This window comes from Rugamonas fusca (assembly GCF_014042365.1).
Classification (GTDB): Bacteria; Pseudomonadota; Gammaproteobacteria; order Burkholderiales; family Burkholderiaceae_D; genus Rugamonas; species Rugamonas fusca.
This window is the reverse complement of record NZ_JACEZS010000024.1, coordinates 18,211-39,562: the sequence shown is the minus strand read 5'-3', so window position 1 is coordinate 39,562 and position 21,352 is coordinate 18,211. Positions and strand designations below refer to the sequence as shown.

The window sequence follows — 21,352 nt, the reverse complement described above, 5'->3', positions numbered from 1 at the left end:
GCGGAAGACACGATCCTTGTTGGGGATTCAAAAAAAGTGCGCGCCATCTGACGGGCGGTGGCGGGGCGGGCGGCCAGGGCGGCCAGGGCGGGGCGAAAAAAAAAACGGACAAGGTGGCCCCTGTCCGTCGCGGTGAAGGCAAGCGGCCGCAGGCCGCCGCGATCAGAAGTTGTGGTGGATGCCCACGCCGTAGAAGTTGACGGTGGTGGCGGCGCGCTTGTTGGACGCGTCCAGGTACACATAGGTACGGGCCGACAGGCTGTACTCATAGCCCAGCGAAGCCTGCTTGGTCTTGGCGACGCCGTCCGGGGTCTTCTGGCCATAGCCGGCCAGGATCTTGCCGGCGCCGACGGTGTAGTTGGCGCCCAGGATCCAGGACTTGGTGTCATAGTTGGTGAACACGGTCTGGCCCTGGTCCTGCTTCTGGTACGAAGCCATCAGTTTCAGGGCAGGGATAGGCTTGACGGACGCGGCCACCGACCACAGTTTGGTTTCCAGCGCGTTCTTCTCGTAGGCGGCCATGGCGGCGAACTGGCCATTGTCCACGGTGGCGCTCAGCGAGTAAGGCGTGGTGTTGGGCACCATGTTGGCCGGGATGGCGACCGAGTTGGCGGTGGCGGCGACGGCGGCGTTGCCGTTCGCTTCCTTGGCCTGGATGGTGGCATTCAACTGGAACACGCCGCCGATGACGGGGGTGTTGTAGAAGAAGGCGTTCGAGAAGCGGTTGGCCGAGTTGCCGGTCTGGTCCAGCGGCGAGCTGGTGTAGCCAGCCACTTGCAGGTCGGTCTGGTAGCCGGCCACCGATGGGATGCCGCTCCATGGTTCGAAGGCGGTGATCGATTCCTGGAAGGCGGTCAGGCCACGACCCAGGCGCACGGTACCGAAGTCACCCTGCAGGCCGACGCGGCTCTGGCCCTGGAACAGCGGACGGCTGTTGGCGCCGGAGGTGTTCTCGATGGTGCCGGTGTCGGGCTCGTAGCGAATTTCCAGCTGGAACAGTGCCTTCAGGCCGCTGCCCAGGTCTTCCACGCCTTTGAAGCCCAGTTTGTTGTTGTCGCGCTTGCCGATGGCCGTGGAGGTGCCGCTTTTCTTGGTGACGCCCGCATCCACGGTGCCGTAGATGGTCACGGACGATTGCGCATATGCAGCGGAGAATGCGCCCATGAGTGCCAGAGCCACTAAAGATTTTTTCATTTGTTATTCCTTTTGAAAGTGAATCGTCCAAACATCTAAAAGCCGACAAGTGCGCCTAACGCCACCTGGGATGAGCTGAACCTTAATGGCTGCCCGCGTCAATGGCGCCGGTTTGGTTGATTATGGGGGCGAGTCTTGGTCGAAATGGGGAAAACCGCACTTCCCTGTTGTATTTTTGAAACGCTTGATGGGCCGTCCAGAATGGCATCGCGCATATGATTTCCTTTCACGTGTGGAGCAGGGATTGCTTTCACACTACACGGCACATAGCGCGGAGATTTGCGCCATATCAAGCAGATAGCCACGCCGTCGCGCGCACGCTACGGTGCCGGCCGCGCGCCGCGCTACACTGCCGTCTGTGTTTATCTGGCCCTATCTTCTTCTTTCATGGCAAGATGTGGGCACAACATCGGCCGTCCCAAGCTCGCGCAGACAGCACGGACGCACCGCCCGCTTTCATGAATCACATGCATAGTGAGACGATGGCAAATCGAGAAGAACTAGGAATCATCCGGGGGGCTCGCGCGGGAGACGCGGTCAGCCAACTGGCGCTGGGCAAGCTGTACCTGTTTGGCGGGGCCAGCCTGCCACGCAGCATGCCGACGGCCTTGCACTGGCTGAGCCGGGCGGCCCAGCAGCAGCAGGACGAGGCATGGATGCTGATCGGCCACCACATTCCATTTGAATACGCACAACATTGCCAGCCGGCCGTGCTGCCCTGGTATGACCGCGCCTATGACGCCGGCGTGGCGCCGGCCGGCCTGGTGCTGGCCCAGCTGGTGCTGGGCGGGCAGGCCGACGGCGTCGATGACGGCTTGCGGGCCAAGGCCCTGCTGGCGCTGGAGGACGCGGCCAAGGGTGGTTCGGCCGAAGCCCGGCGCCTGCTGGCCAGCCAGCGCGGCGAACCGGCGGCGCTGGCCGCCGCTGCCCCGGCTTGCGCCGCCGGCATGGGCCCGGTCCGGCCCGATCCGTGCGCTGACCAGTACGGGGTACTGGAGCAGGCGTGGCAGGCGGGGGATTTGCGCGGCTACCTGACGCTGGCCTTGCCACTGGCGCGCACCGTGCTGCAGGGCGCGCCGGCCGATGCCGAGGCGGCGCGGGTGGCCGCCTGGCCGGTCGAGCCACAGCAGGTGCAACTGCTGGCGCGCTGTGCCGAGGCGCTCGATCACCTGGCCGAGCACGATCCGGAATTGCAGCAGTGCCGGGAGCTGGCCGCGCATGGGGGCGACCGCCAGGCGCAGCTGGCGCTGGGGCTGTGGTTCGCCCGCATGAATTGCGCCGGCAAACGGTTGGCGGCCGGTATCGCCGCCGTCAACTTCAAGCGTGCCATCCGCTGGCTCACGCTGGCCGGCGAGCAGGGCATGGCCGAGGCGTGGTTCGCGCTGTCGCGCATCTACCTGAAACCGGAATTCTCGCAACGCTCGGTGGCCGAAGCCCAGGCTTACCTGGAACGGGCGGCCGAGATGGGGCACCGGGTGGCCCAGCTCGAATGCGGCCTGTACGCCTGGCGCACCCGCCGCAATGGCGAACTGAGCGACGTGCGGGCCGCGTACTGGCTGCAAAAGGCGGCCGCCCAGGGCTGTGCCGAGGCCGAGGCTGTGCTGGCCAAGATCGCCGCCCCGGCCGTCACCCCCAGCTGGACCGAGGCCGTGCTGCCGCTGCTGACGCGGGCCCTGGCCGACAGCCAGCCCTTGCTGGCGGCCCGCATCGAGCTGGCCCGCCTGTTCGGCCTGACCCGGGCGGAAACCTTGTTGCTCGACGTGAAGGCGGCCGACCATGGCCATTGCCTGGTGGTCGATATCCGCGCCAGTTACGGGCGCAGCAAGCGGCGTTTGATCCTGCTGCGCACGGCCCAGCAGCGCCAGGCGCTGGACCGCATCGTGCGCCAGTTCGAGCATGTCGATAGCGGGCCGGACGGGCTGGAAGGCAATTACCGCCAGCGTTTGTACCGGCTCAAGACGTGGATGGGGGCGGGCATGCCCAGGCTGCTGGCGGCCTGAGCGTCCGCCAGGGGAGCGGGGGGCGGCGGCCGGCCCCCGCGGCGCGCCAGATCCGCAGCGGATCCGGCCTGGGACGGGGTCAGATCTCGATCTCGCCCTCGAACACGGTCACGGCCGGGCCCGTGAGGAACACGGACTGGCCTTCGCCGTCCCAGGCGATGGAGAGCTGGCCGCCGCGCGCATCCACGCGCACGGGCGAGTCCAGCAAGCCGCGCCGGATGCCGGCCACCACGGCCGCGCACGATCCCGTGCCGCAGGCCAGCGTCTCCCCGGCGCCACGCTCATAGACGCGCAGCTTGATGTGGTGGCGGTCGACGATCTGCATGAAACCGGCGTTGACGCGGTTCGGGAAACGCGCATGGTGTTCGATCAGGGGACCCGTCAGTTCCACCGGCGCCAGTTCCACATCGTCGACCACTTGCACGGCGTGCGGGTTGCCCATCGACACGGCCGACACCAGCACCTGCTCGCGCGCGCCGCCCAGTTCCAGCACCAGCGGCCACAACGTGTCGCGGCCCTGGGGCTGGCCCTGCAGGCCGTCGGCGTCGAATGGCACGCGGGCCGGTTCCAGCACGGGCGCGCCCATGTCGACCGTGATGCTGCCATCGTCCTCGAGCCGGGGGGCGATCACGCCGGCCTTGGTTTCCACCGTGATGCCGCGGGCCTGGCTCAAGCCTTTCTCGGCCACGAATTTCACGAAGGCGCGCGAGCCGTTGCCGCACTGCTCCACTTCGCCGCCGTCGGCGTTGAAGATGCGGTAGCGGAAGTCGCAGCCGGGCACGGTGGGCCGTTCCACCAGCAGGATCTGGTCGGCGCCCACGCCGAAGCGGCGGTCGCCCAGCTTGCGCCACTGTTCGGGCGTGAAGTCGATTTGCTGGTGGATCGCGTCGATCACGACGAAGTCGTTGCCGGCGCCATGCATCTTGGTGAATTTCAGTTTCATCTTCGCTTATTTTTATCTATCTACGTTGATCTGTCGGGTCAGGGGGCGGGCCGCTGGTACAGCGACGCTGCGCCCTGGGGCCGGGTCTTGAACCGCTTGTGGGTCCAGAAGTACTCGGCCGGGGCCAGGCGGACCTCGTCCTCGATAAAGGCGTTCATCCGGCGGGTGGCGGCAACCATGTCCGTGCCCGGGTAATTGTCCCACACCGGGTAGAACTTGACACGCCAGCCCTGGTAATTGGGCAGGAAGGTGGCGATCACGGGCATGACCTGGGCGCCGGTGGTGGCGGCGATGCGGGCCGTGGCCGTCAGCGTGGCGGCCTGGATGCCGAAGAAGGGCACGAATTCAGCGTCCTTTTCGCCGAAATCCATGTCCGGCAGCATGAAATACGGCAGTTTTTCCTTCAGCGCGCGCAGGATGGGCTTGATGCCGTCCTGGCGCGTGAACAGCCGCACGGGCTTGAAGCGGGAGCGGCCCTGGCGCAGCACCTTGTCGAACGCGGCGTTCTTTTGCTGCACGTACATCGACGATGCGCTCGCTTCCATGGCGATGGCGACGCCGGCCACGTCCAGGCACACGAAATGGGGGCACAGCAGGATGGTGGGCCGTTCCGTCATCTCGGCCACGGGTACCGGGCCCGGTTCCAGCTTGATCAGGCGCCGCAGCCGCGCTTCCGAGGACCACCACAGGATGCCGCGTTCCCACACGCTGCGTGAATACGCCTGGAAATGCTGGCGCGCCAGCACCACGCGTTCCGCTTCCGTCAGTTCCGGCATGCACAGGCGCAAATTGGTGAGCGCGATATGGCGCCGCGAGCGCAGCAGCACGAACAGGATGCTGCCCACCAGGTTGCCGAAGCGGCCCAGCAGGGGCAGGGGCAGCCAGTGCAGCAGCCACATCAAACCAAGCATGGCTTTCATGCACCCTCCTGGACGGATGCGGGCGCGGTGGCGCCGGCCGGCACCTTGTAGCGGTTGTAGCTCCAGAAATACTGGGCTGGCGCGCGTGCGATCAATTGTTCCATGGCGGCGTTGATGGTGCGCGCCTGCTGGGCCGGGGTGCCGTCCAGGCTGTCCGTGAACGGCACGAAGCGGATCAGGTAGCCCTTGCCGTGCGGCAGGCGCTCGGCGTAGGTGACGATCACGGTGGCGTCGCCCATCTGGGCCAGCTTGGCCGGCAGGGTCATGGTGTAGGCGGGGCGGCCGAAGAATTCGGCCCACACGCCTTCGCCCTCCTGCGGCACCTGGTCCGGCAGCAGGCCGATGGGCCGGCCTTTCTTGAGCGTCTTGGCCAGGATGCGCACGCCCGACATATTGGCCGGCGCCAGCAGCAGGTTGTCGCGCGCGCGCGCCCCTTCCACCAGCGGCTTCAGGGCCGCCTTCTTCGGTGGCCGGTACATCACGGTCAGTTCCGTGCGCAGCGCGATTTCCTGCGCCACGATCTCAAAGCAGCCCAGGTGGGGGGTGAGGAACACGATGCCGCGCCCTGCGTCCAGTTCCGTCTGCACCAGTTGCCAGTTCTCGTCGCTGGCGTGGCGCGACACACGCTCGGGCGCGCCGCACCAGATGAAGGGCAGTTCCACGATGCTCTTGCCCGCTTCCGCGATGGCGGCCGGCAGGTAGGCGCTGTAGCCGGCCTGGGCCAGGTTGTCGCGCATGCGCCGTCGATAGGACGGCGAGGACAGGTAGACCACCCATCCCAGCGCGGCGCCCAGGGCGTGTAAGACCGGCAAGGGGAAGATGGACAGAAAGCGAAACAGGAGGACTAGCATGGAGATTCGTTATATTGATATGAGGCAAAAATCGAGGAGTTGCCTAGGCAAATTTTTTTTAAGAAGCGTAAAATACCACGTATGTAGTAACCGCTGAGTTAACAGACAACTTGCGAGGCGGAATATAAATCTCGCTAAAGCGTCGCAAGCCGTATTGGTAAGCGACAACATTTTCACCAATATCAGGAGCTTGCGATGTCCAACGATTACCTTTTTACCTCTGAATCCGTGTCGGAAGGCCACCCGGACAAGGTGGCCGACCAGATTTCGGACGCCATCCTCGACGCCATCCTGGCCCAGGACCCCAAAGCCCGCGTGGCCGCCGAAACGCTGTGCAACACCGGCCTGGTGGTGCTGGCCGGCGAGATCACGACGCACGCGAACGTGGATTATATTCAAGTTGCGCGCGAAACCATCAAACGTATCGGTTACGACAACACGGACTACGGCATCGACTACCGCGGCTGCGCCGTGCTGGTCGGCTATGACAAGCAGTCGCCCGATATCGCCCAGGGCGTGGACGAGGGCGCCGGCCTGGACCTGGACCAGGGCGCCGGCGACCAGGGCCTGATGTTCGGCTACGCCTGCGACGAGACGGCCGAGCTGATGCCCGCCGCCATCCACTACGCGCACCGGCTGGTCGAGCGCCAGTCGCAGCTGCGCAAGGATGGCCGCCTGCCATGGCTGCGCCCGGACGCCAAGTCGCAAGTGACGCTGCGCTACGTCAACGGCCGCCCGGTGGCCGTGGACACGGTGGTGCTGTCGACCCAGCACTCGCCCGAGATCAGCCACAAGCACATCGAAGAAGCCGTGATCGAGGACATCATCAAGCCGGTGCTGCCGCGCGAATGGCTGAATGACACGCGCTACCTGGTCAACCCGACCGGCCGCTTCGTCATCGGCGGCCCGCAGGGCGACTGCGGCCTGACGGGCCGCAAGATCATCGTCGACACCTACGGCGGCGCCAGCCCCCATGGCGGCGGCGCGTTCTCGGGCAAGGATCCGTCCAAGGTCGACCGTTCGGCCGCCTACGCGGCCCGCTACGTGGCCAAGAACGTGGTGGCGGCCGGCCTGGCGCGCCAGTGCCAGGTGCAGGTCAGCTACGCCATCGGCGTGGCCAAGCCGATCAACATCACGGTCTACACGGAAGGCACGGGCGTGATCCCGGACGAGAAGATCGCCAAGCTGGTGATGGAACACTTCGACCTGCGCCCGAAAGGCATCGTGCAGATGCTGGACCTGCTGCGCCCGATCTACCAGAAGACGGCCGCCTACGGCCACTTCGGCCGCGAAGAGCCGGAATTCACGTGGGAACGCACCGACAAGGCCGCCATCCTGCGCGCCGCCGCCGGCCTGAAATAACCAGCGGCAAAATCGGGGACGTAACACGATTATTCTTTCGGGAAAAATGGTGTTACATCCCCGATTATTCTTGTAAAATACCCCTTCCGAGGAGCGTTGCGACGAATCGCCCCGATTCGCCAGGCTCGGAATCTGCAACCGCGCTCACGTTACTTTTTTCTATCGAAAGGAGGGCGTGATGAACGCCGTACTCAAATCCGCACAAGACTACCTGGTCGCCGACATCTCCCTGGCCGCCTGGGGCAACAAAGAAATCAAGATCGCCGAAACGGAAATGCCGGGCCTGATGGCCATCCGCGAGGAATTCGCGGCCAGCCAGCCCCTGAAGGGCGCCCGCATCACCGGCTCGCTGCACATGACGATCCAGACGGCCGTGCTGATCCAGACGCTGGAAGCGCTGGGCGCGCAAGTGCGCTGGGCTTCGTGCAATATCTACTCGACCCAGGACCACGCCGCCGCTGCCATCGCGGCCAACGGCACCCCCGTGTTCGCCATCAAGGGCGAAACCCTGGATGAATACTGGGATTACACCCACCGCATCTTCGAATGGCCCGCCGACGCGGCCGGCAACCCCGTCTACTCCAACATGATCCTGGACGACGGCGGCGACGCCACGCTGCTGCTGCACCTGGGCGCCCGCGCTGAAAAAGACATCTCGGTGCTGGCCAACCCCGGTTCGGACGAGGAAATCTGCCTGTTCAACGCCATCAAGGCGCACCTGGCCAAGGACGCCAACTGGTACTCCAAGCGCCTGCCGCACATCCTGGGCGTGACCGAGGAAACCACCACCGGCGTGCACCGCCTGTACCAGATGCACAAGGAAGGCAAGCTGGCCTTCCCCGCCATCAACGTCAACGATTCGGTCACCAAGTCCAAGTTCGACAACCTGTACGGTTGCCGCGAATCGCTGGTGGATGGCATCAAGCGCGCCACCGACGTGATGATCGCCGGCAAGATCGCCGTCATCGCCGGCTATGGCGACGTGGGCAAGGGTTCGGCCCAGGCCATGCGCGCCCTGTCGGCCCAGGTGTGGGTCACCGAGATCGACCCGATCTGCGCGCTGCAGGCGGCCATGGAAGGCTACCGCGTGGTGACCATGGATTACGCCGCCGCGCACGGCGACATCTTCGTCACCTGCACCGGCAACTACCACATCCTGACCGAACAGCACATGCTGGCCATGAAGGACCAGGCCATCGTCTGCAACATCGGCCACTTCGACAACGAGATCGACGTCGCCTCGCTCAAGAAATACACCTGGGAAAACATCAAGCCCCAGGTCGACCACGTGATCTTCCCGGACGGCAAGCGCATCATCCTGCTGGCCGAAGGCCGCCTCGTCAACCTCGGCTGCGGCACGGGCCATCCGTCGTACGTGATGAGCTCCTCGTTCGCCAACCAGACCATCGCCCAGATCGAGCTGTTCGCCAACACGGCCAACTACCCGGTCGGCGTGTACGTGCTGCCCAAGCATCTGGACGAGAAAGTGGCGCGCCTGCAGCTGAAAAAGCTCAACGCCCAGCTGACCGAACTGACCGACGAGCAAGCGGCCTACATCGGCGTGCAGAAGCAGGGTCCGTACAAGCCTGAGCACTACCGCTACTAACCGGCGATGACGCGGCCCGCCGGCGCCAGCTGGCGGGCCGCATCTCCCTTCATTCCTGCCGCGAGCCTCTTACCATGCGTTTGGTCCTTACCTGGTTAATCAATGCCGCTGCCCTGCTGGCAGTGCCCTACCTGATGCATTCCGTCGATGTCACAAGCATAGGCGCAGCCCTCGTCGCAGCCCTCTTGTTGGGTCTGGTAAATACGCTGATCCGGCCCGTGCTGCTGTTGTTGACCCTGCCCGTGACCGTGCTGTCGCTGGGCCTGTTCATCTTCTTTATCAACGGCTTCATGTTCTGGCTGGTGGCGCAGTGGGTGACGGGCTTTCATGTCGACAGTTTCTGGTCGGCCATGGGCGGCGCCCTGCTGTACAGCGTGATTTCCTGGGCTTTGTCTACCTTACTTTTGAAGAACGCCGATGGACAACCCTAATTTCAGTATCGAATTCTTTCCGCCCAAGACGGCGGAAGGGGCGGACAAGCTGCGCGTGACGCGCGCCAAGCTGTCTGAACTGCATCCTAAATATTTCTCCGTGACCTTTGGCGCGGGCGGCACCACCCAGCGCGGCACGCTCGACACCGTGCTGGAAATCATGGCCGCCGGCGAGCAGGCCGCGCCCCACCTGTCGTGCGTGGGCGGCACGCGCGAATCGATCCGCGCCATCCTGGCCGAGTTCAAGGCGCACAACATCCGCCGCATCGTCGCCCTGCGCGGCGACCTGCCCAGCGGCTACGGCGCGGCCGGCGAATTCCGCTACGCCAACGAGCTGGTGGAATTCATCCGTGCCGAGACGGGCGACTGGTTCCACATCGAAGTGGCGGCCTACCCGGAGACGCACCCGCAGGCCCGCTCGCCGCAGGATGATTTGCTGGCGTTCGAGCGCAAGGTGAAGGCGGGCGCCAATGCCGCCATTACGCAGTATTTCTACAACGCGGATGCCTACTTCTACTTCATGGAGCAGTGCGGCAAGCTGGGCATCACCGTGCCCGTGGTGCCCGGCATCATGCCGATCACCAATTACACGCAGCTGATGCGCTTTTCCGACATGTGCGGCGCCGAGATCCCGCGCTGGGTGCGGCTCAAGCTGGCCAGCTTCGGCGACGACACGGCGTCCATCAAGGCCTTCGGCCTGGACGTGGTGACGGCCCTGTGCCAGCGCCTGCTGGCCGGCGGCGCGCCGGGCCTGCATTTCTACAGCATGAACCAGGCGGCGCCGACGACGGCGCTGTGGCAGCGCTTGGTGTAATACGGTGGGCGGGCCTGTCTGTCCGGGCCCGCCCCAATTCCTTGAGCCTGGCGCAAATTGCCACGCGCACGGCGGCAGGGCGGCGCCGGCCCGCTCAGGTGCGCCTCAGGTTCTTGCGTCCGGCGTCGTCGTGCCCTGTTCCGTGACGATGCAGTCGAGCGCGATATCGTGCGGATCATCGCCAAACGGCGCCTGCTGGCACGCGTAGGCCACACCCACCGTGCGCGGCCGTGGCAGCGCCTCCAGCGTGCGGTCGTAGAAGCCGCCGCCGTATCCCAGCCGGTAGCCATGGCGGTTGTAGCCCAGGCACGGCACCAGCAACGCTGGCGGCCGGGCCGCCAGCCGCAGGTCGGCCGGCACGGCCACGCCCATCCCGTCCTTCACCATCGGCTCGCCGATGTGCCAGTCCGCGAACGCCAGCGGCGCATGTTTTTCCACCACCACCGGCAGCAGCAGGCGCACGCCGCGCCGCGCCAGTTCCCCGTAAGCCGCCTGCAAATCCGGTTCGTCGCGCAGCGGCCAGTACACGCCCAGCGCGCTGACTGCCGCCATCTCTGTCCAAGCCAGCACGTGCTGGCCGATGGCCACGTCCCACGCGGCGCGCGTGGCCGCGTCCAGCGCGCGGCGCGCACTGAGCAAATGCTTGCGCAAATCGGCCTTGGACAGGGGCGTTGCCGCTGGCGGCTGCGCCATGGCGCGTGGTATTCTAGGATCGCTGGTCATATGACTGTTTTAAGACTTGATTGAGAGTTGCACATTGAATTCCGCTTCAAAATGGATAGCCGGCGCCGTGATGGCCGTAGCCTGCCTGGCCTCACCCTGGAGCCGCGCCGACGATAGTGGAATCGACAGCAGCCGCAAGGACGATGACGCCTTCCTGCTGCTGCGCGACGCGGTGCGCCAGGACGATCCAGCCAAGGTTGCATTCTATGCCGACCGGCTGGCCAACTACCAGATTCCTTCCTACGTCGATTACTACCGCCTCAAGTCGCACCTGCGCGACGCCGCCAACAGCGAAGTGCGCGACTTCCTGCGCCGCTATGAGGGCAGCGCCATCGCCGACCGCCTGCGCAACGACTGGCTGCTGGAGCTGGGCCGCAAGCGCGACTGGGCCACCTTCGACGAGCAGTTGCCGCTGTTCGTGCTGAACGACGATACCCAGGTCAAGTGCTACGGCCTGATGTCGCGCGCGCTCAAGGGCCAGCGCGTGGCCGAACAGGCGCGCGTGTTGCTGGTCAACCCGCCCGTCTATGGCGAAGCCTGTTCCGGCCTGATCGCCACGCTGGCCCAGAACGGCCAGTTCGACAACGAGGACTTGTGGACCCAGGTGCGCCTGGCCGGCCAGTTCGACGCCACCGGCCCCGGCAAGCGCACCATGGTGCTGCTGGGCGGGCCGGAAAAGCGCATTGCCCAGGCCATCGACCTGCCGGCCATCGCGCTGGCCAAGGGCGTGGGCAGTGGCCGCATCGACCACGAGATTTACCTGGTGGCCGTGGGCCGCATGGCGCGCACCAGCGTCAAGCTGGCCGCGCTGGCGCTGCGCAAGGCCACGCCCAGGCTGACGGCGCAGGAACAGGCGATCGGCTGGGCCAACATCGCGCTCGCCTCGTCCTACACGCTGGCCCCGGAGACGGCGGAATACTGGCGCAAGGCGGCCGGCGCGCCGCTGTCGCAGGAGGCGCAGCAATGGAAGGTGCGCTATGCCTTGCGCGCCGGCGACTGGAAGCAGGTGCGCGCCGGCATCCGCGCCATGCCGCAGGCGCTGCGCAACGACCCGGCCTGGATCTACTGGCAGGCCCGCGCCTTGATGGCCGAGTCGGGCGCCAGCCAGCCCACCGGCGAGGCGGCGCAACTGTTGCGCAGCATTTCGGACCAGTCCAATTTTTATGGCCAGCTGGCGCTCGAGGAGCTGGGCCAGCTGATCACGATCCCGCCGGCCGGGCCGCCCATCACGCAGGCCGAGATCACGCCGTTCGCCTCCGATCCCAATTTCCAGCGCGCGCTCAAGTTCTTTTCGATGCGGCTGCGCTTCGAAGGCACGCGCGAGTGGAACTGGGCGCTGCGCGGCCTGAGCGAACGCCAGCACCTGGCGGCGGCCGAATTCGCGCGCCAGAACAACATCCTGGACCGCATGGTGAGCACCTCCGAAAAGACCCGCATCCAGGTCGACTACACGCAGCGCTTCCCCGCGCCGCATGACGACATCATGCACCCGGCCACCCAGACCCTGGGCCTGGACAAGGCCTGGGTGTATGGCCTGATCCGCCAGGAATCGCGCTTCATCATGGACTCGCAATCGGCCGTGGGCGCCTCGGGCCTGATGCAGGTGATGCCGTCCACGGGCCGCTGGGTGGCCAAGAAGATCGGCCTGACGGACTTCGTGCAGAACATGCTGAGCGACGTGCGCACCAACATCCTGCTGGGCACCAACTATATGAACATGGTGTTGGGCAGCATGGACGGTTCGCAAACGCTGGCCACGGCCGCCTACAACGCCGGACCGGGGCGCCTGCGCAGCTGGCGCGCCGCGCTCGACAAGCCGATGGAAAGCGCCGTCTTCATCGAGTCGATTCCCTTCCCCGAAACGCGCACCTACGTGAAGAACGTGATGTCCAACGCGACCTACTACGCGGCCCTGTTCGAAGGCCGGCCGCAATCGCTCAAGGCCCGTCTCGGCACCGTCGCGCCCAAGGGCTACACGGCGCAGGAACAACAAGAAACCAGCTTCGGCTCCCGTTAGCATCCACCGACCCTATCCGGACCACTCCATGCAAACCACTGAACTCGATCCCACCCTGTCGCAAGCCCTGGCCAACGCGCGCGCGCCCGGCCTCACGCTCATCATCGGCAACAAGAATTATTCGTCCTGGTCGATGCGGCCGTGGGTGGCCATGACGGCGTTCGGCATCCCGTTCCAGGAAGTGCGGGTGCTGCTCGACCAGGCCGACACGGCCAACCGCATCGCCGCCTATTCGGCCGCCGGCCGCGTGCCCGTGCTGCTGGCCGGCGAGATGACGATCTGGGACAGCCTGGCCATCTGCGAGTACCTGGCCGAGCAATTCCCGGAACTGCACATGTGGCCGCAGGACGTGGCCGCGCGCGCCATGGCCCGGTCCGTGTGCGCGGAAATGCACTCCGGTTTCGCCGACCTGCGCACGGCCATGTCGATGAACATCCGCGCCAGCTATCCGGGCAAGGGCCGCACCAACGGCAGCCAGGCCGACATCGGCCGCATCAGCGAGATCTGGGAGGAGTGCCTGTCGCGCTTTGGCCACCACCAGTTCCTGTTCGGTGACTTCAGCATCGCCGACGCTTTCTTCGCGCCCGTCGTGATGCGCTTCCGCACCTATGGCGTGACGCTGGCGCCGGCCCTGAACGCCTATTGCGACCGCGTCTGCGCCCATCCGGCCGTCGCGCGCTGGATCACGGAAGCGCTGGCCGAGACGGAAATGGCGCCCCGCCACGACGCCGAGATGCCGGACTGACGCATGCGGACCTATGTAGTGGGCGGCGCCGTGCGCGACGCCTTGCTGGGCTTGCCCGTCAAGGACCATGACCACGTGGTGGTGGGCGCCACGCCCGAGGCCATGCTCAAGCTGGGTTACCGCCCGGTCGGCAAGGACTTCCCCGTGTTCCTGCATCCGAAGACCAACGAGGAATATGCGCTGGCCCGCACCGAGCGCAAGACGGCGCCCGGCTACCGCGGCTTTGTATTCCACACGGCGCCCGACGTCACGCTGGAACAGGACCTGGTGCGGCGCGACCTGACCATCAACGCCATCGCGCGCGCCGACGACGGCAGCCTGACCGACCCGTTCGGCGGCCAGCGCGATTTGCAACTGCGCGTGTTCCGCCACGTGTCGGACGCGTTCGAGGAAGACCCGGTGCGCATCCTGCGCGTGGCCCGTTTCGCCGCGCGCTTCCCCGAGTTCACGGTGGCGCCGGAAACCAATGCGCTGATGCGGCGCATGGTGGAGCAGGGCGAGGTGGACGCGCTGGTGGCCGAGCGGGTCTGGCAGGAACTGTCGCGCGGCTTGATGGAGCAGCGTCCGTCGCGCATGCTGCAAGTGCTGCGCGACTGCGGCGCGCTGGCGCGCGTGCTGCCGGAACTGGACCAGCTGTGGGGCGTGCCGCAGCCGGTGCAGCACCACCCCGAAATCGACACCGGCCTGCACATCGAGCAGGTGGTCGATTGCGCGGCCGACGCCGGGCTGGACCTGCCGGCGCGCCTGGCGTGCCTGCTGCATGACCTGGGAAAAGGCGCCACCCCGCCAGAGAACTGGCCGGCCCACCACGGCCATGAGGGCCTGGGCGTCAAGCTGGTGGAGCAGGTGTGCCAGCGCCTGCGCGTGCCGACCGAATGCCGCGACCTGGCGGTGATGACGGCGCGCGAGCATGGCAACGTATGCCGCGCCCTGATCCTGCGCCCGAACACCATCGTCAACCTGCTGGAGCGCTGCGATGGCTTTCGCAAGCCGGCCCGCTTCGTCCAGATGCTGGAAGCGGTGCAGTGCGACGCGCGCGGCCGCATCGGCGCCACGGCCAGTTTCCGCGACCAGCCTTTCCCCCAATTGGCCCATTTGCGCTGCGCGCTGGATGCGGCGCGCGCCGTCAACGCGGGCGAGGTGGCAAAGCGCTGGGGCGAGCAACCGCAGCGCATTCCGGAGATGGTGCGCAAGGCCAGGGTGGCGGCCGTCAAGGCGGCGCTGGGCGCGGCGGCGCCGGACGACGATGAGGACGAAATCAAGCCTGGCCCGGATAGCGGCGCCGGCGACGCCGGCGAGTCGTCCGGGGGCGCCTGAGCTGCGCTACAATAGGTGCATGTTGCGCCGCACCATGCGCGCTTTCCACTCTCTTGTTTTACGGCCGCGAGGAGCCCACCAGTGAACCCGACCGATATGTTTTCCAACCCGTTCCGGCGGCGCGACAGCAACGGCGAGCGCAAGCGGCCCACCGTGCTGGTCAAGGAATTGAGTGAGCGCGACCGGCGCCGCATGGTCAAGCATTTCCTGGCGCTGGAGCCGCGCGACCGCCTGCTGCGCTTTGGCACCATGCTGCCCGACGAGCAGGTGACGGCCTACGTCAACCGCATCGACTTCGCGCGCGACATGGTGTTTGGCGTCTACAACCGGCTGTTTACGCTGGTGGCGGTCGGTCACCTGGCGTTCGCGCCCACGGAGCCGGACAAGAACGCGGTGACGGAAAAGGAGCACGTGGCCGAATTCGGCGTCTCCGTCGGGAAGACCGCGCGCGGCATGGGTGTGGGCACCAAGCTGTTCGAGCGGGCCGCCATTCACTGCCGCAACAATGACGTCGATACGCTGTACATGCACTGCCTGTCGTCGAACGCCACCATGATGCATATCGCGAAGAAGGCCGGCATGGAGATCCACCGCGATTATGGCGAGGCGGACGCCTACCTGAAGCTGCCGCCGGCCAATCCCACCAGTGTGTTGCAGGAAGCGCTGGACGAGCAGTTCGCCACGCTCGACTACACGCTCAAGGCCAACAAGCGCTTCGCCAGCAAGTGGTTGCACCGGCTGATCGGCCGCAAGGCACGCCAGGACTGAACTTCAGACCAGCGGCAGCGCCGTGGTGTCCTTGATGCGCTGCAGGGCGAACGACGATTTCACGTCCAGCACGGCCGGGTGACGCAGCAGCGTGGCCATCATGAAGCGCGAGAAGTGGTCCATGTCTTCCACGTGGACCCGCAGCAGGTAATCCATCTCCCCCGTCATCGCATAGCAGGCCACCACTTCCGGCCACTGCTCGACGGACACGGCAAAGTCGGCCCGCGGCGAGGCCGGCGCGGCCGCCGCACCGAGCGCGCGCGCGTTGCTGTGGGCGGCCGCCTCGCTGTGCTTTTCCAGCCGCACATTCACATAGGCCAGCAGGCCCAGGCCGATCTTGTCCGGGTCCAGCAGCGCCACGTACTGGCGAATCACGCCCGCTTCCTCGAGCCGCTTGATGCGGCGCAAACAGGGCGAAGGCGACAGGCTGACCAGCTCGGCCACGTCCTGGTTGGACAGGCGGCCATCCTGCTGCAGGATGCCGAGAATCTTGCGGTCTGTCTTATCGAGCGCTATCTTGGTCATAAATACCTCAATAATGAATTTTCCAGGCAATATTATTGCTCAGATTCGCAGAACAGGGGAATTGTTTGCAATTTAATGCCGGCGGCCCGGGACTATACTGTGCGCTATTCTAACGAGGAGATCACTATGCAATTCCAGCCTTGGGACAACCCGATGGGGACCGATGGTTTTGAGTTTGTCGAGTACGCGGCGCCGGACCCCAAGGCGCTCGGCGCCCTGTTCGAGAGCATGGGTTTCACGGCCATCGCCCGCCACCGCCACAAGGATGTGACGCTGTACCGCCAGGGCGACATCAACTTCATCATCAACGCCGAGCAGGATTCGTTCGCCCAGCGGTTCGCCCGCCACCACGGCCCGTCCGTGTGCGCCATCGCCATCCGCGTCAACGACGCCGCCTTTACCTACAAGCGCGCGCTGGAACTGGGCGCCTGGGGCTTCGATAACAAGACCGGCCCGATGGAACTGAACATCCCCGCCATCAAGGGCGTGGGCGACTCGCTGATCTACTTCGTGGACCGCTGGCGCGGCAAGGGCGCCGGCACGGACCATGCGCCGCAGCCGGGCGCCATCGGCGACATCAGCATCTACGACGTGGACTTCGTCGCCATTCCTGGCGCCGTGGCCAACCCGGTCGGCAACGGCCTGACCTATATCGACCACCTGACCCACAATGTGCACCGTGGCCGCATGAAGGAATGGGCCGAGTTCTACGAGAACCTGTTCAATTTCCGCGAAGTGCGCTACTTCGACATCGAGGGCAAGCTGACGGGCCTGAAATCGAAGGCCATGACCTCGCCCTGCGGCAAGATCCGCATCCCCATCAACGAATCGTCGGACGACAAGTCGCAGATCGCCGAATACCTGGACCAGTACCACGGCGAAGGCATCCAGCACATTGCGCTGGGCACGGACGACATCTACACCTCGGTCCAGCAGCTGCGCGACAGCGGCATCGTGTTCCAGGACACCATCGAGACCTATTACGAGCTGGTCAACCGCCGCCTGCCCAACCACGGCGAGCGCCTGGAAGACCTGCGCCGCATGCGCATCCTGATCGATGGCCGCAGCACGGAAACAGAACGCGAACTGCTGCTGCAGATCTTCACCCAGAACGTGATCGGCCCGATCTTCTTCGAGATCATCCAGCGCAAGGGTGACCAGGGCTTCGGCGAAGGTAATTTCCGTGCCCTGTTCGAGTCGATCGAGCTGGACCAGATCAAGCGCGGCGTGCTGCAAGACCCGGGCAAGACGGCCGCCTGACGCTGAAACCGGGGACAGACCCCCGATCGCCACTGATCGCAAACCGGGGACAGACCCCAAAAAGCCGGGGTCAGTCCCCTGAACAGATTCGGTAGCGCCGCGCAGAACGGCGCGCCAGCCTGTGATAATCTGTATCTAACCATATCCGTGCCGGTCCGCCCACAAGGCGGGCCGGCTCGCGCGCTTCCGGGCTTATCCCGTCCGGCCGTGCACCGCAATGAGAATATTGGAGACAAAGTAATGAATGCACCTCACAAGGGCTCGCAACTGGAGCCGGGCACGGACATCCCCCACGCGGACGCCCCCATTTCCCTCGACGACAAGTGGACGCTGGAACGCGGCCGCGCCTTCATGACGGGCACCCAAGCCCTGATCCGCCTGCCCATGATGCAGCGCGAGCGCGACCTGAAGGCTGGCCTGAACACGGCCGGCTACATCACCGGCTACCGCGGTTCGCCCGTCACCAGCGTCGACATGACGGCCATGAAGGCCAAGAAGTACCTGGACGAGCACCACGTCAAGTTCCACCCCGGCATGAACGAAGACCTGGCCGCCACCGCCGTGTGGGGCACGCAGCAGACCAATCTGTTCAAGGATGCCAAGTACGACGGCGTGTTCGCCATGTGGTACGGCAAAGGCCCGGGCGTGGACCGCTGCGGCGACGTGTTCAAGCACGCCAACAATGCCGGTTCGGCAAAGCACGGCGGCGTGCTGGTGCTGGCTGGTGACGACCACGCGGCCAAGTCCTCGTCCACCGCCCACCAGTCCGACCACATCCTGAACGCCTGCGGCATCCCCGTGCTGTATCCATCGTCGGTGCAGGAATACATCGACTACGGCCTGCACGCCTGGGCCATGAGCCGCTACACGGGCTTGTGGGTGTCGATGAAGTGCGTGACCGACATCATCGAATCGGGCGCCGTCGTCGATTTCGACCCGGACCGCGTCAAGATCGTGATCCCGGACGACTTCGACCTGCCACCCGGTGGCCTCAACATCCGCTGGCCGGACACCGTGCTCGACATGGAAGTGCGGATGAACAGCTACAAGTGGTACGCCGCGCTGGCCTACGTGCGCGCCAACAAGCTCAACAAGATTATCTGGGACAGCCCCAAGCCCAAGATCGGCATCATCACGGCCGGCAAGTCCTACCTCGACACCCGCCAGGCCCTGGCCGACCTGGGCATCGACGAGCAGGCGGCGGCCGACATCGGCCTGCGTCTGTACAAGATCGGCATGACCTGGCCGCTGGAAGCGGACGGCGTGCACGCCTTCGCCAAGGGCCTGGACGAGATCCTGGTGGTGGAGGAAAAGCGCCAGATCCTCGAATACGCGCTCAAGGAGGAGCTGTACAACCTGCCCGACGGCCAGCGTCCGCGCGTGGTCGGCAAGTTCGACGACACGGGCGAGTGGAGCAACAAGGGCCACACGGGCCACGGCGACTGGCTGCTGCCGGCCACCTATGAGCTGAACCCGGCCCAGATCGCGCGCGCCATCGCCAGCCGCATTTCGCACTACTGCGCCGGCCACCCGGTCGAGCAGCGCGTCAAGGAGCGCATCGCCTTCCTGGAAGCGAAGGAGCTGGTGCTCAAGTCGGTGGCCGTCAAGCCCAATCCGGAGACGGACCGCACGCCGTACTTCTGCTCCGGCTGCCCGCACAACACCTCGACCAAGGTGCCCGAAGGCTCGCGCGCGCTGGCCGGCATCGGCTGCCACTACATGGTGCTGTGGATGGACCGCGAAACGTCCACCTTCACCCACATGGGCGCGGAAGGTGTGACCTGGGTGGGCCAGGCCCCATTCACCAACGAGAAGCACGTGTTCACCAACCTTGGCGATGGCACCTACTTCCACTCCGGTCTGCTGGCCATCCGCGCCGCCGTGGCGGCCAAGGTCAACATCACCTACAAGATCCTGTTCAACGACGCCGTGGCCATGACGGGCGGCCAGGAATTCGACGGCCCGCTGGACCCCGGCATGATCTCGCGCCAGATCGCGGCCGAAGGCGTGGGCCCCATCATCGTCGTCACCGACGAACCGGAAAAATACCCGGCCGGTTACAAGTGGGCCGAAGGCGTGACGGTGCGCCACCGCAGCGAACTGATGGACGTGCAGCGCGAGCTGCGCGACCAGCCCGGCGTGTCGGCCATGATCTACGACCAGACCTGCGCCTCCGAGAAGCGCCGTCGCCGGAAACGCAACGAGTATCCGGACCCGGCCAAGCGCGCCGTCATCAACGAGGCCGTGTGCGAAGGTTGCGGCGACTGCTCGGTGCAGTCGAACTGCCTGTCGGTGGAACCGCTGGAGACGGAACTGGGCCGCAAGCGCCAGATCAACCAGTCGTCCTGCAACAAGGACTTCTCGTGCGTGACGGGCTTCTGCCCCAGCTTCGTGACGGTGGAAGGCGGCGCCCTGAAAAAGCCGAAGAAGGCCGCCGCCGGCGACGCCGCCATGCCCGCGCTGCCATCGCCCGTGCTGCCCGGCACGGCCCAGCCCTATGGCATCCTGATCACGGGCATCGGCGGCACCGGCGTGGTGACGGTGGGCCAGATCCTGGCCATGGCCGCCCACGTGGAAGGCAAGGGCGCCATCGTGCTCGACATGAGCGGCCTGGCCCAGAAGGGCGGCCCCGTCATGTCGCACGTGCGCCTGGCCGACCACCAGGCCGATTTGCACTCGACCCGCGTGGGCACGGGCAGCGCCGACCTGGTGATCGGCTGCGACCTGATCGTCACGGCCAGCCGCGACGCGCTGTCGCGCATGGGCGAGGGCCGCACCTACGCGGCCATCAACGCCACCGGCTCGTCCACGGCCGCCTTCATCAAGAACCCGGACTGGCAGTTCCCGGACGCTTCCTCGCGCGGCGAGATCGTCAAGGCGTGCGGCACCGGCCGCACGGACTTCGTGGACGCCGGCCAGATCGCCACGGCGCTGATGGGCGACTCCATCGCCACCAATATGTTCATGCTCGGTTACGCCTTCCAGAAGGGCCACGTGCCGCTGACGGAAGCGTCCATCCTGAAGGCGATCGAACTCAATGGCGTGTCCGTCAGCTTCAACAAGGCCGCCTTCGCGTGGGGCCGCACGGCCGCGCACGACCTGGCCTCCGTGGTGAAGCTGACCACGCCGGCCAAGGTGATCGAGTTCAAGCGCACCCAGTCGCTGGACGATATCGTCAGCCGCCGCGTGGAATTGCTGACGGCTTACCAGGATGCCCGCTACGCCTTCGACTACAAGTCGTTCGTCGACGAAGTGCGGGCCCAGGAGGCCAAACTGGGCAAGGGCACGCGCCTGACGGAAGCCGTGGCCCGCTACCTGTACAAGGTGATGGCCTACAAGGACGAGTACGAAGTGGCCCGCCTGTACACGGACGGCGCGTTCCAGCAGAAGATCGCCGGCATGTTCGAGGGCGACATCAAGCTCAAGTTCCACCTGGCGCCGCCGCTGCTGGCCAAGCACGACGCGAAAGGCCAGCTGGTCAAGCAGGAATTCGGCCCGTGGATGATGAAGGCGTTCGGCGTGCTGGCCAAGCTCAAGGGCTTGCGCGGCACGGCGCTCGACATCTTCGGCTACACGGCCGAGCGCAAGATGGAGCGCGCCCTGATCGGCGAATACCGCCAGACCGTGGCGGCCCTGCTGCCCAAGCTGACGGCCGATAACCTGGCGCAGGCCGTGGCCATCGCCAGCATCCCGGAGGACATCCGCGGTTATGGCCACGTCAAGGAACGCCACGTCAAGGCCGCCCGGCAGAAGCAGGCGGCGCTGGTGGCCGCCTTCCACGCGCCGGCCGGCGTGGCGAACCACGCGGCCTGATGATGGGCTGACTGCGGCCTGACCGTGGTGGCCACTGGAAACCGGCAAGCGCGCTTGCCGGTT

At 65.8% G+C, this 21,352-nt stretch carries 17 protein-coding genes and 1 riboswitch; of the genes, 11 read left to right on the top strand and 6 right to left on the bottom strand.

Going from position 1 to position 21,352, the window contains the following annotated elements; genetic code table 11:
• Positions 1–162: 162 nt before the first annotated feature.
• A complete protein-coding gene (locus H3H36_RS21920; protein ID WP_182220205.1) occupies positions 163–1,194 on the bottom strand; it encodes a porin in 1,032 nt (343 codons plus the stop codon).
• 482 nt (positions 1,195–1,676) lie between these two features.
• Between H3H36_RS21920 and H3H36_RS21915 the strand changes: the two genes are divergently transcribed.
• Positions 1,677–3,194: a tetratricopeptide repeat protein gene (locus H3H36_RS21915; protein ID WP_182220204.1), complete on the top strand. Its 1,518-nt coding sequence runs from the start codon at positions 1,677–1,679 to the stop codon at positions 3,192–3,194.
• Positions 3,195–3,273: 79 nt separating this feature from the next.
• On the opposite strand, the gene dapF is transcribed toward H3H36_RS21915, so the two are convergent.
• Genes dapF through H3H36_RS21900 form a run of 3 tightly spaced genes read right to left on the bottom strand, consistent with a single transcriptional unit; the run spans position 3,274 to position 5,908 of the window.
• Entirely contained in the window at positions 3,274–4,137 is an 864-nt protein-coding gene (gene dapF, locus H3H36_RS21910) for a diaminopimelate epimerase (protein WP_182220203.1), read from the bottom strand.
• 38 nt (positions 4,138–4,175) lie between these two features.
• Positions 4,176–5,057, bottom strand: coding sequence for an LpxL/LpxP family acyltransferase (locus tag H3H36_RS21905; RefSeq protein WP_182220202.1), 882 nt, complete (start codon positions 5,055–5,057; stop codon positions 4,176–4,178).
• On the bottom strand, positions 5,054–5,908 hold the full coding sequence (locus H3H36_RS21900) for a lysophospholipid acyltransferase family protein (protein ID WP_182220201.1): 855 nt from the start codon (positions 5,906–5,908) through the stop codon (positions 5,054–5,056). The genes H3H36_RS21905 and H3H36_RS21900 overlap by 4 nt, the downstream gene beginning before the upstream one ends.
• Positions 5,909–6,103: 195 nt before the next feature.
• On the opposite strand from H3H36_RS21900, the gene metK reads away from it, so the two are divergent.
• The 4 genes from metK (at position 6,104) to metF (ending at position 10,121) form a co-directional block, all read left to right on the top strand.
• A complete protein-coding gene (gene metK, locus H3H36_RS21895) occupies positions 6,104–7,270 on the top strand; it encodes a methionine adenosyltransferase (protein WP_182220200.1) in 1,167 nt (388 codons plus the stop codon).
• An 82-nt stretch (positions 7,271–7,352) separates the two neighbouring features.
• A riboswitch (S-adenosyl-L-homocysteine riboswitch) is annotated at positions 7,353–7,423 on the top strand.
• A gap of 25 nt (positions 7,424–7,448) precedes the next feature.
• On the top strand, positions 7,449–8,876 hold the full coding sequence (gene ahcY / locus H3H36_RS21890) for an adenosylhomocysteinase (protein WP_182220199.1): 1,428 nt from the start codon (positions 7,449–7,451) through the stop codon (positions 8,874–8,876).
• Positions 8,877–8,950: 74 nt separating this feature from the next.
• Positions 8,951–9,307, top strand: coding sequence for a phage holin family protein (locus H3H36_RS21885; RefSeq protein ID WP_182161742.1), 357 nt, complete (start codon positions 8,951–8,953; stop codon positions 9,305–9,307).
• Positions 9,294–10,121 carry a methylenetetrahydrofolate reductase [NAD(P)H] gene (gene metF / locus H3H36_RS21880; RefSeq protein ID WP_182220198.1) on the top strand — a complete coding sequence of 276 codons (828 nt, stop codon included), beginning with the start codon at positions 9,294–9,296 and terminating at the stop codon, positions 10,119–10,121. The genes H3H36_RS21885 and metF overlap by 14 nt, the downstream gene beginning before the upstream one ends.
• Before the next feature lie 105 nt (positions 10,122–10,226).
• On the opposite strand, the gene H3H36_RS21875 is transcribed toward metF, so the two are convergent.
• A complete protein-coding gene (locus H3H36_RS21875; protein WP_229220045.1) occupies positions 10,227–10,814 on the bottom strand; it encodes a 5-formyltetrahydrofolate cyclo-ligase in 588 nt (195 codons plus the stop codon).
• Between the two features lie 100 nt (positions 10,815–10,914).
• On the opposite strand from H3H36_RS21875, the gene H3H36_RS21870 reads away from it, so the two are divergent.
• The 4 genes from H3H36_RS21870 to H3H36_RS21855 all read left to right on the top strand — a co-directional run bounded on the left by H3H36_RS21870 (position 10,915) and on the right by H3H36_RS21855 (position 15,691).
• The gene (locus H3H36_RS21870) at positions 10,915–12,861 is read left to right on the top strand and encodes a lytic transglycosylase domain-containing protein (RefSeq protein ID WP_182220196.1); all 1,947 of its coding nucleotides are present in this window, start codon (positions 10,915–10,917) and stop codon (positions 12,859–12,861) included.
• Positions 12,862–12,889: 28 nt separating this feature from the next.
• Positions 12,890–13,606: a glutathione S-transferase family protein gene (locus tag H3H36_RS21865; RefSeq protein ID WP_182220195.1), complete on the top strand. Its 717-nt coding sequence runs from the start codon at positions 12,890–12,892 to the stop codon at positions 13,604–13,606.
• 3 nt (positions 13,607–13,609) lie between these two features.
• Positions 13,610–14,923, top strand: a complete 1,314-nt coding sequence (locus tag H3H36_RS21860) for a multifunctional CCA addition/repair protein (protein ID WP_182220194.1) — start codon at positions 13,610–13,612, stop codon at positions 14,921–14,923.
• A gap of 96 nt (positions 14,924–15,019) precedes the next feature.
• On the top strand, positions 15,020–15,691 hold the full coding sequence (locus H3H36_RS21855; protein WP_182220247.1) for a GNAT family N-acetyltransferase: 672 nt from the start codon (positions 15,020–15,022) through the stop codon (positions 15,689–15,691).
• A 3-nt stretch (positions 15,692–15,694) separates the two neighbouring features.
• On the opposite strand, the gene H3H36_RS21850 is transcribed toward H3H36_RS21855, so the two are convergent.
• Positions 15,695–16,216, bottom strand: coding sequence for an Lrp/AsnC family transcriptional regulator (locus tag H3H36_RS21850; protein ID WP_182161754.1), 522 nt, complete (start codon positions 16,214–16,216; stop codon positions 15,695–15,697).
• Between the two features lie 126 nt (positions 16,217–16,342).
• Here H3H36_RS21850 and hppD point away from each other — a divergent pair, with 126 nt between their 5' ends.
• Together hppD and H3H36_RS21840 are read left to right on the top strand one after the other, a co-directional pair.
• The gene (gene hppD / locus H3H36_RS21845) at positions 16,343–17,476 is read left to right on the top strand and encodes a 4-hydroxyphenylpyruvate dioxygenase (RefSeq protein WP_182220193.1); all 1,134 of its coding nucleotides are present in this window, start codon (positions 16,343–16,345) and stop codon (positions 17,474–17,476) included.
• Positions 17,477–17,716: 240 nt separating this feature from the next.
• Positions 17,717–21,289, top strand: a complete 3,573-nt coding sequence (locus H3H36_RS21840; protein WP_182220192.1) for an indolepyruvate ferredoxin oxidoreductase family protein — start codon at positions 17,717–17,719, stop codon at positions 21,287–21,289.
• Positions 21,290–21,352 lie beyond the last annotated feature (63 nt).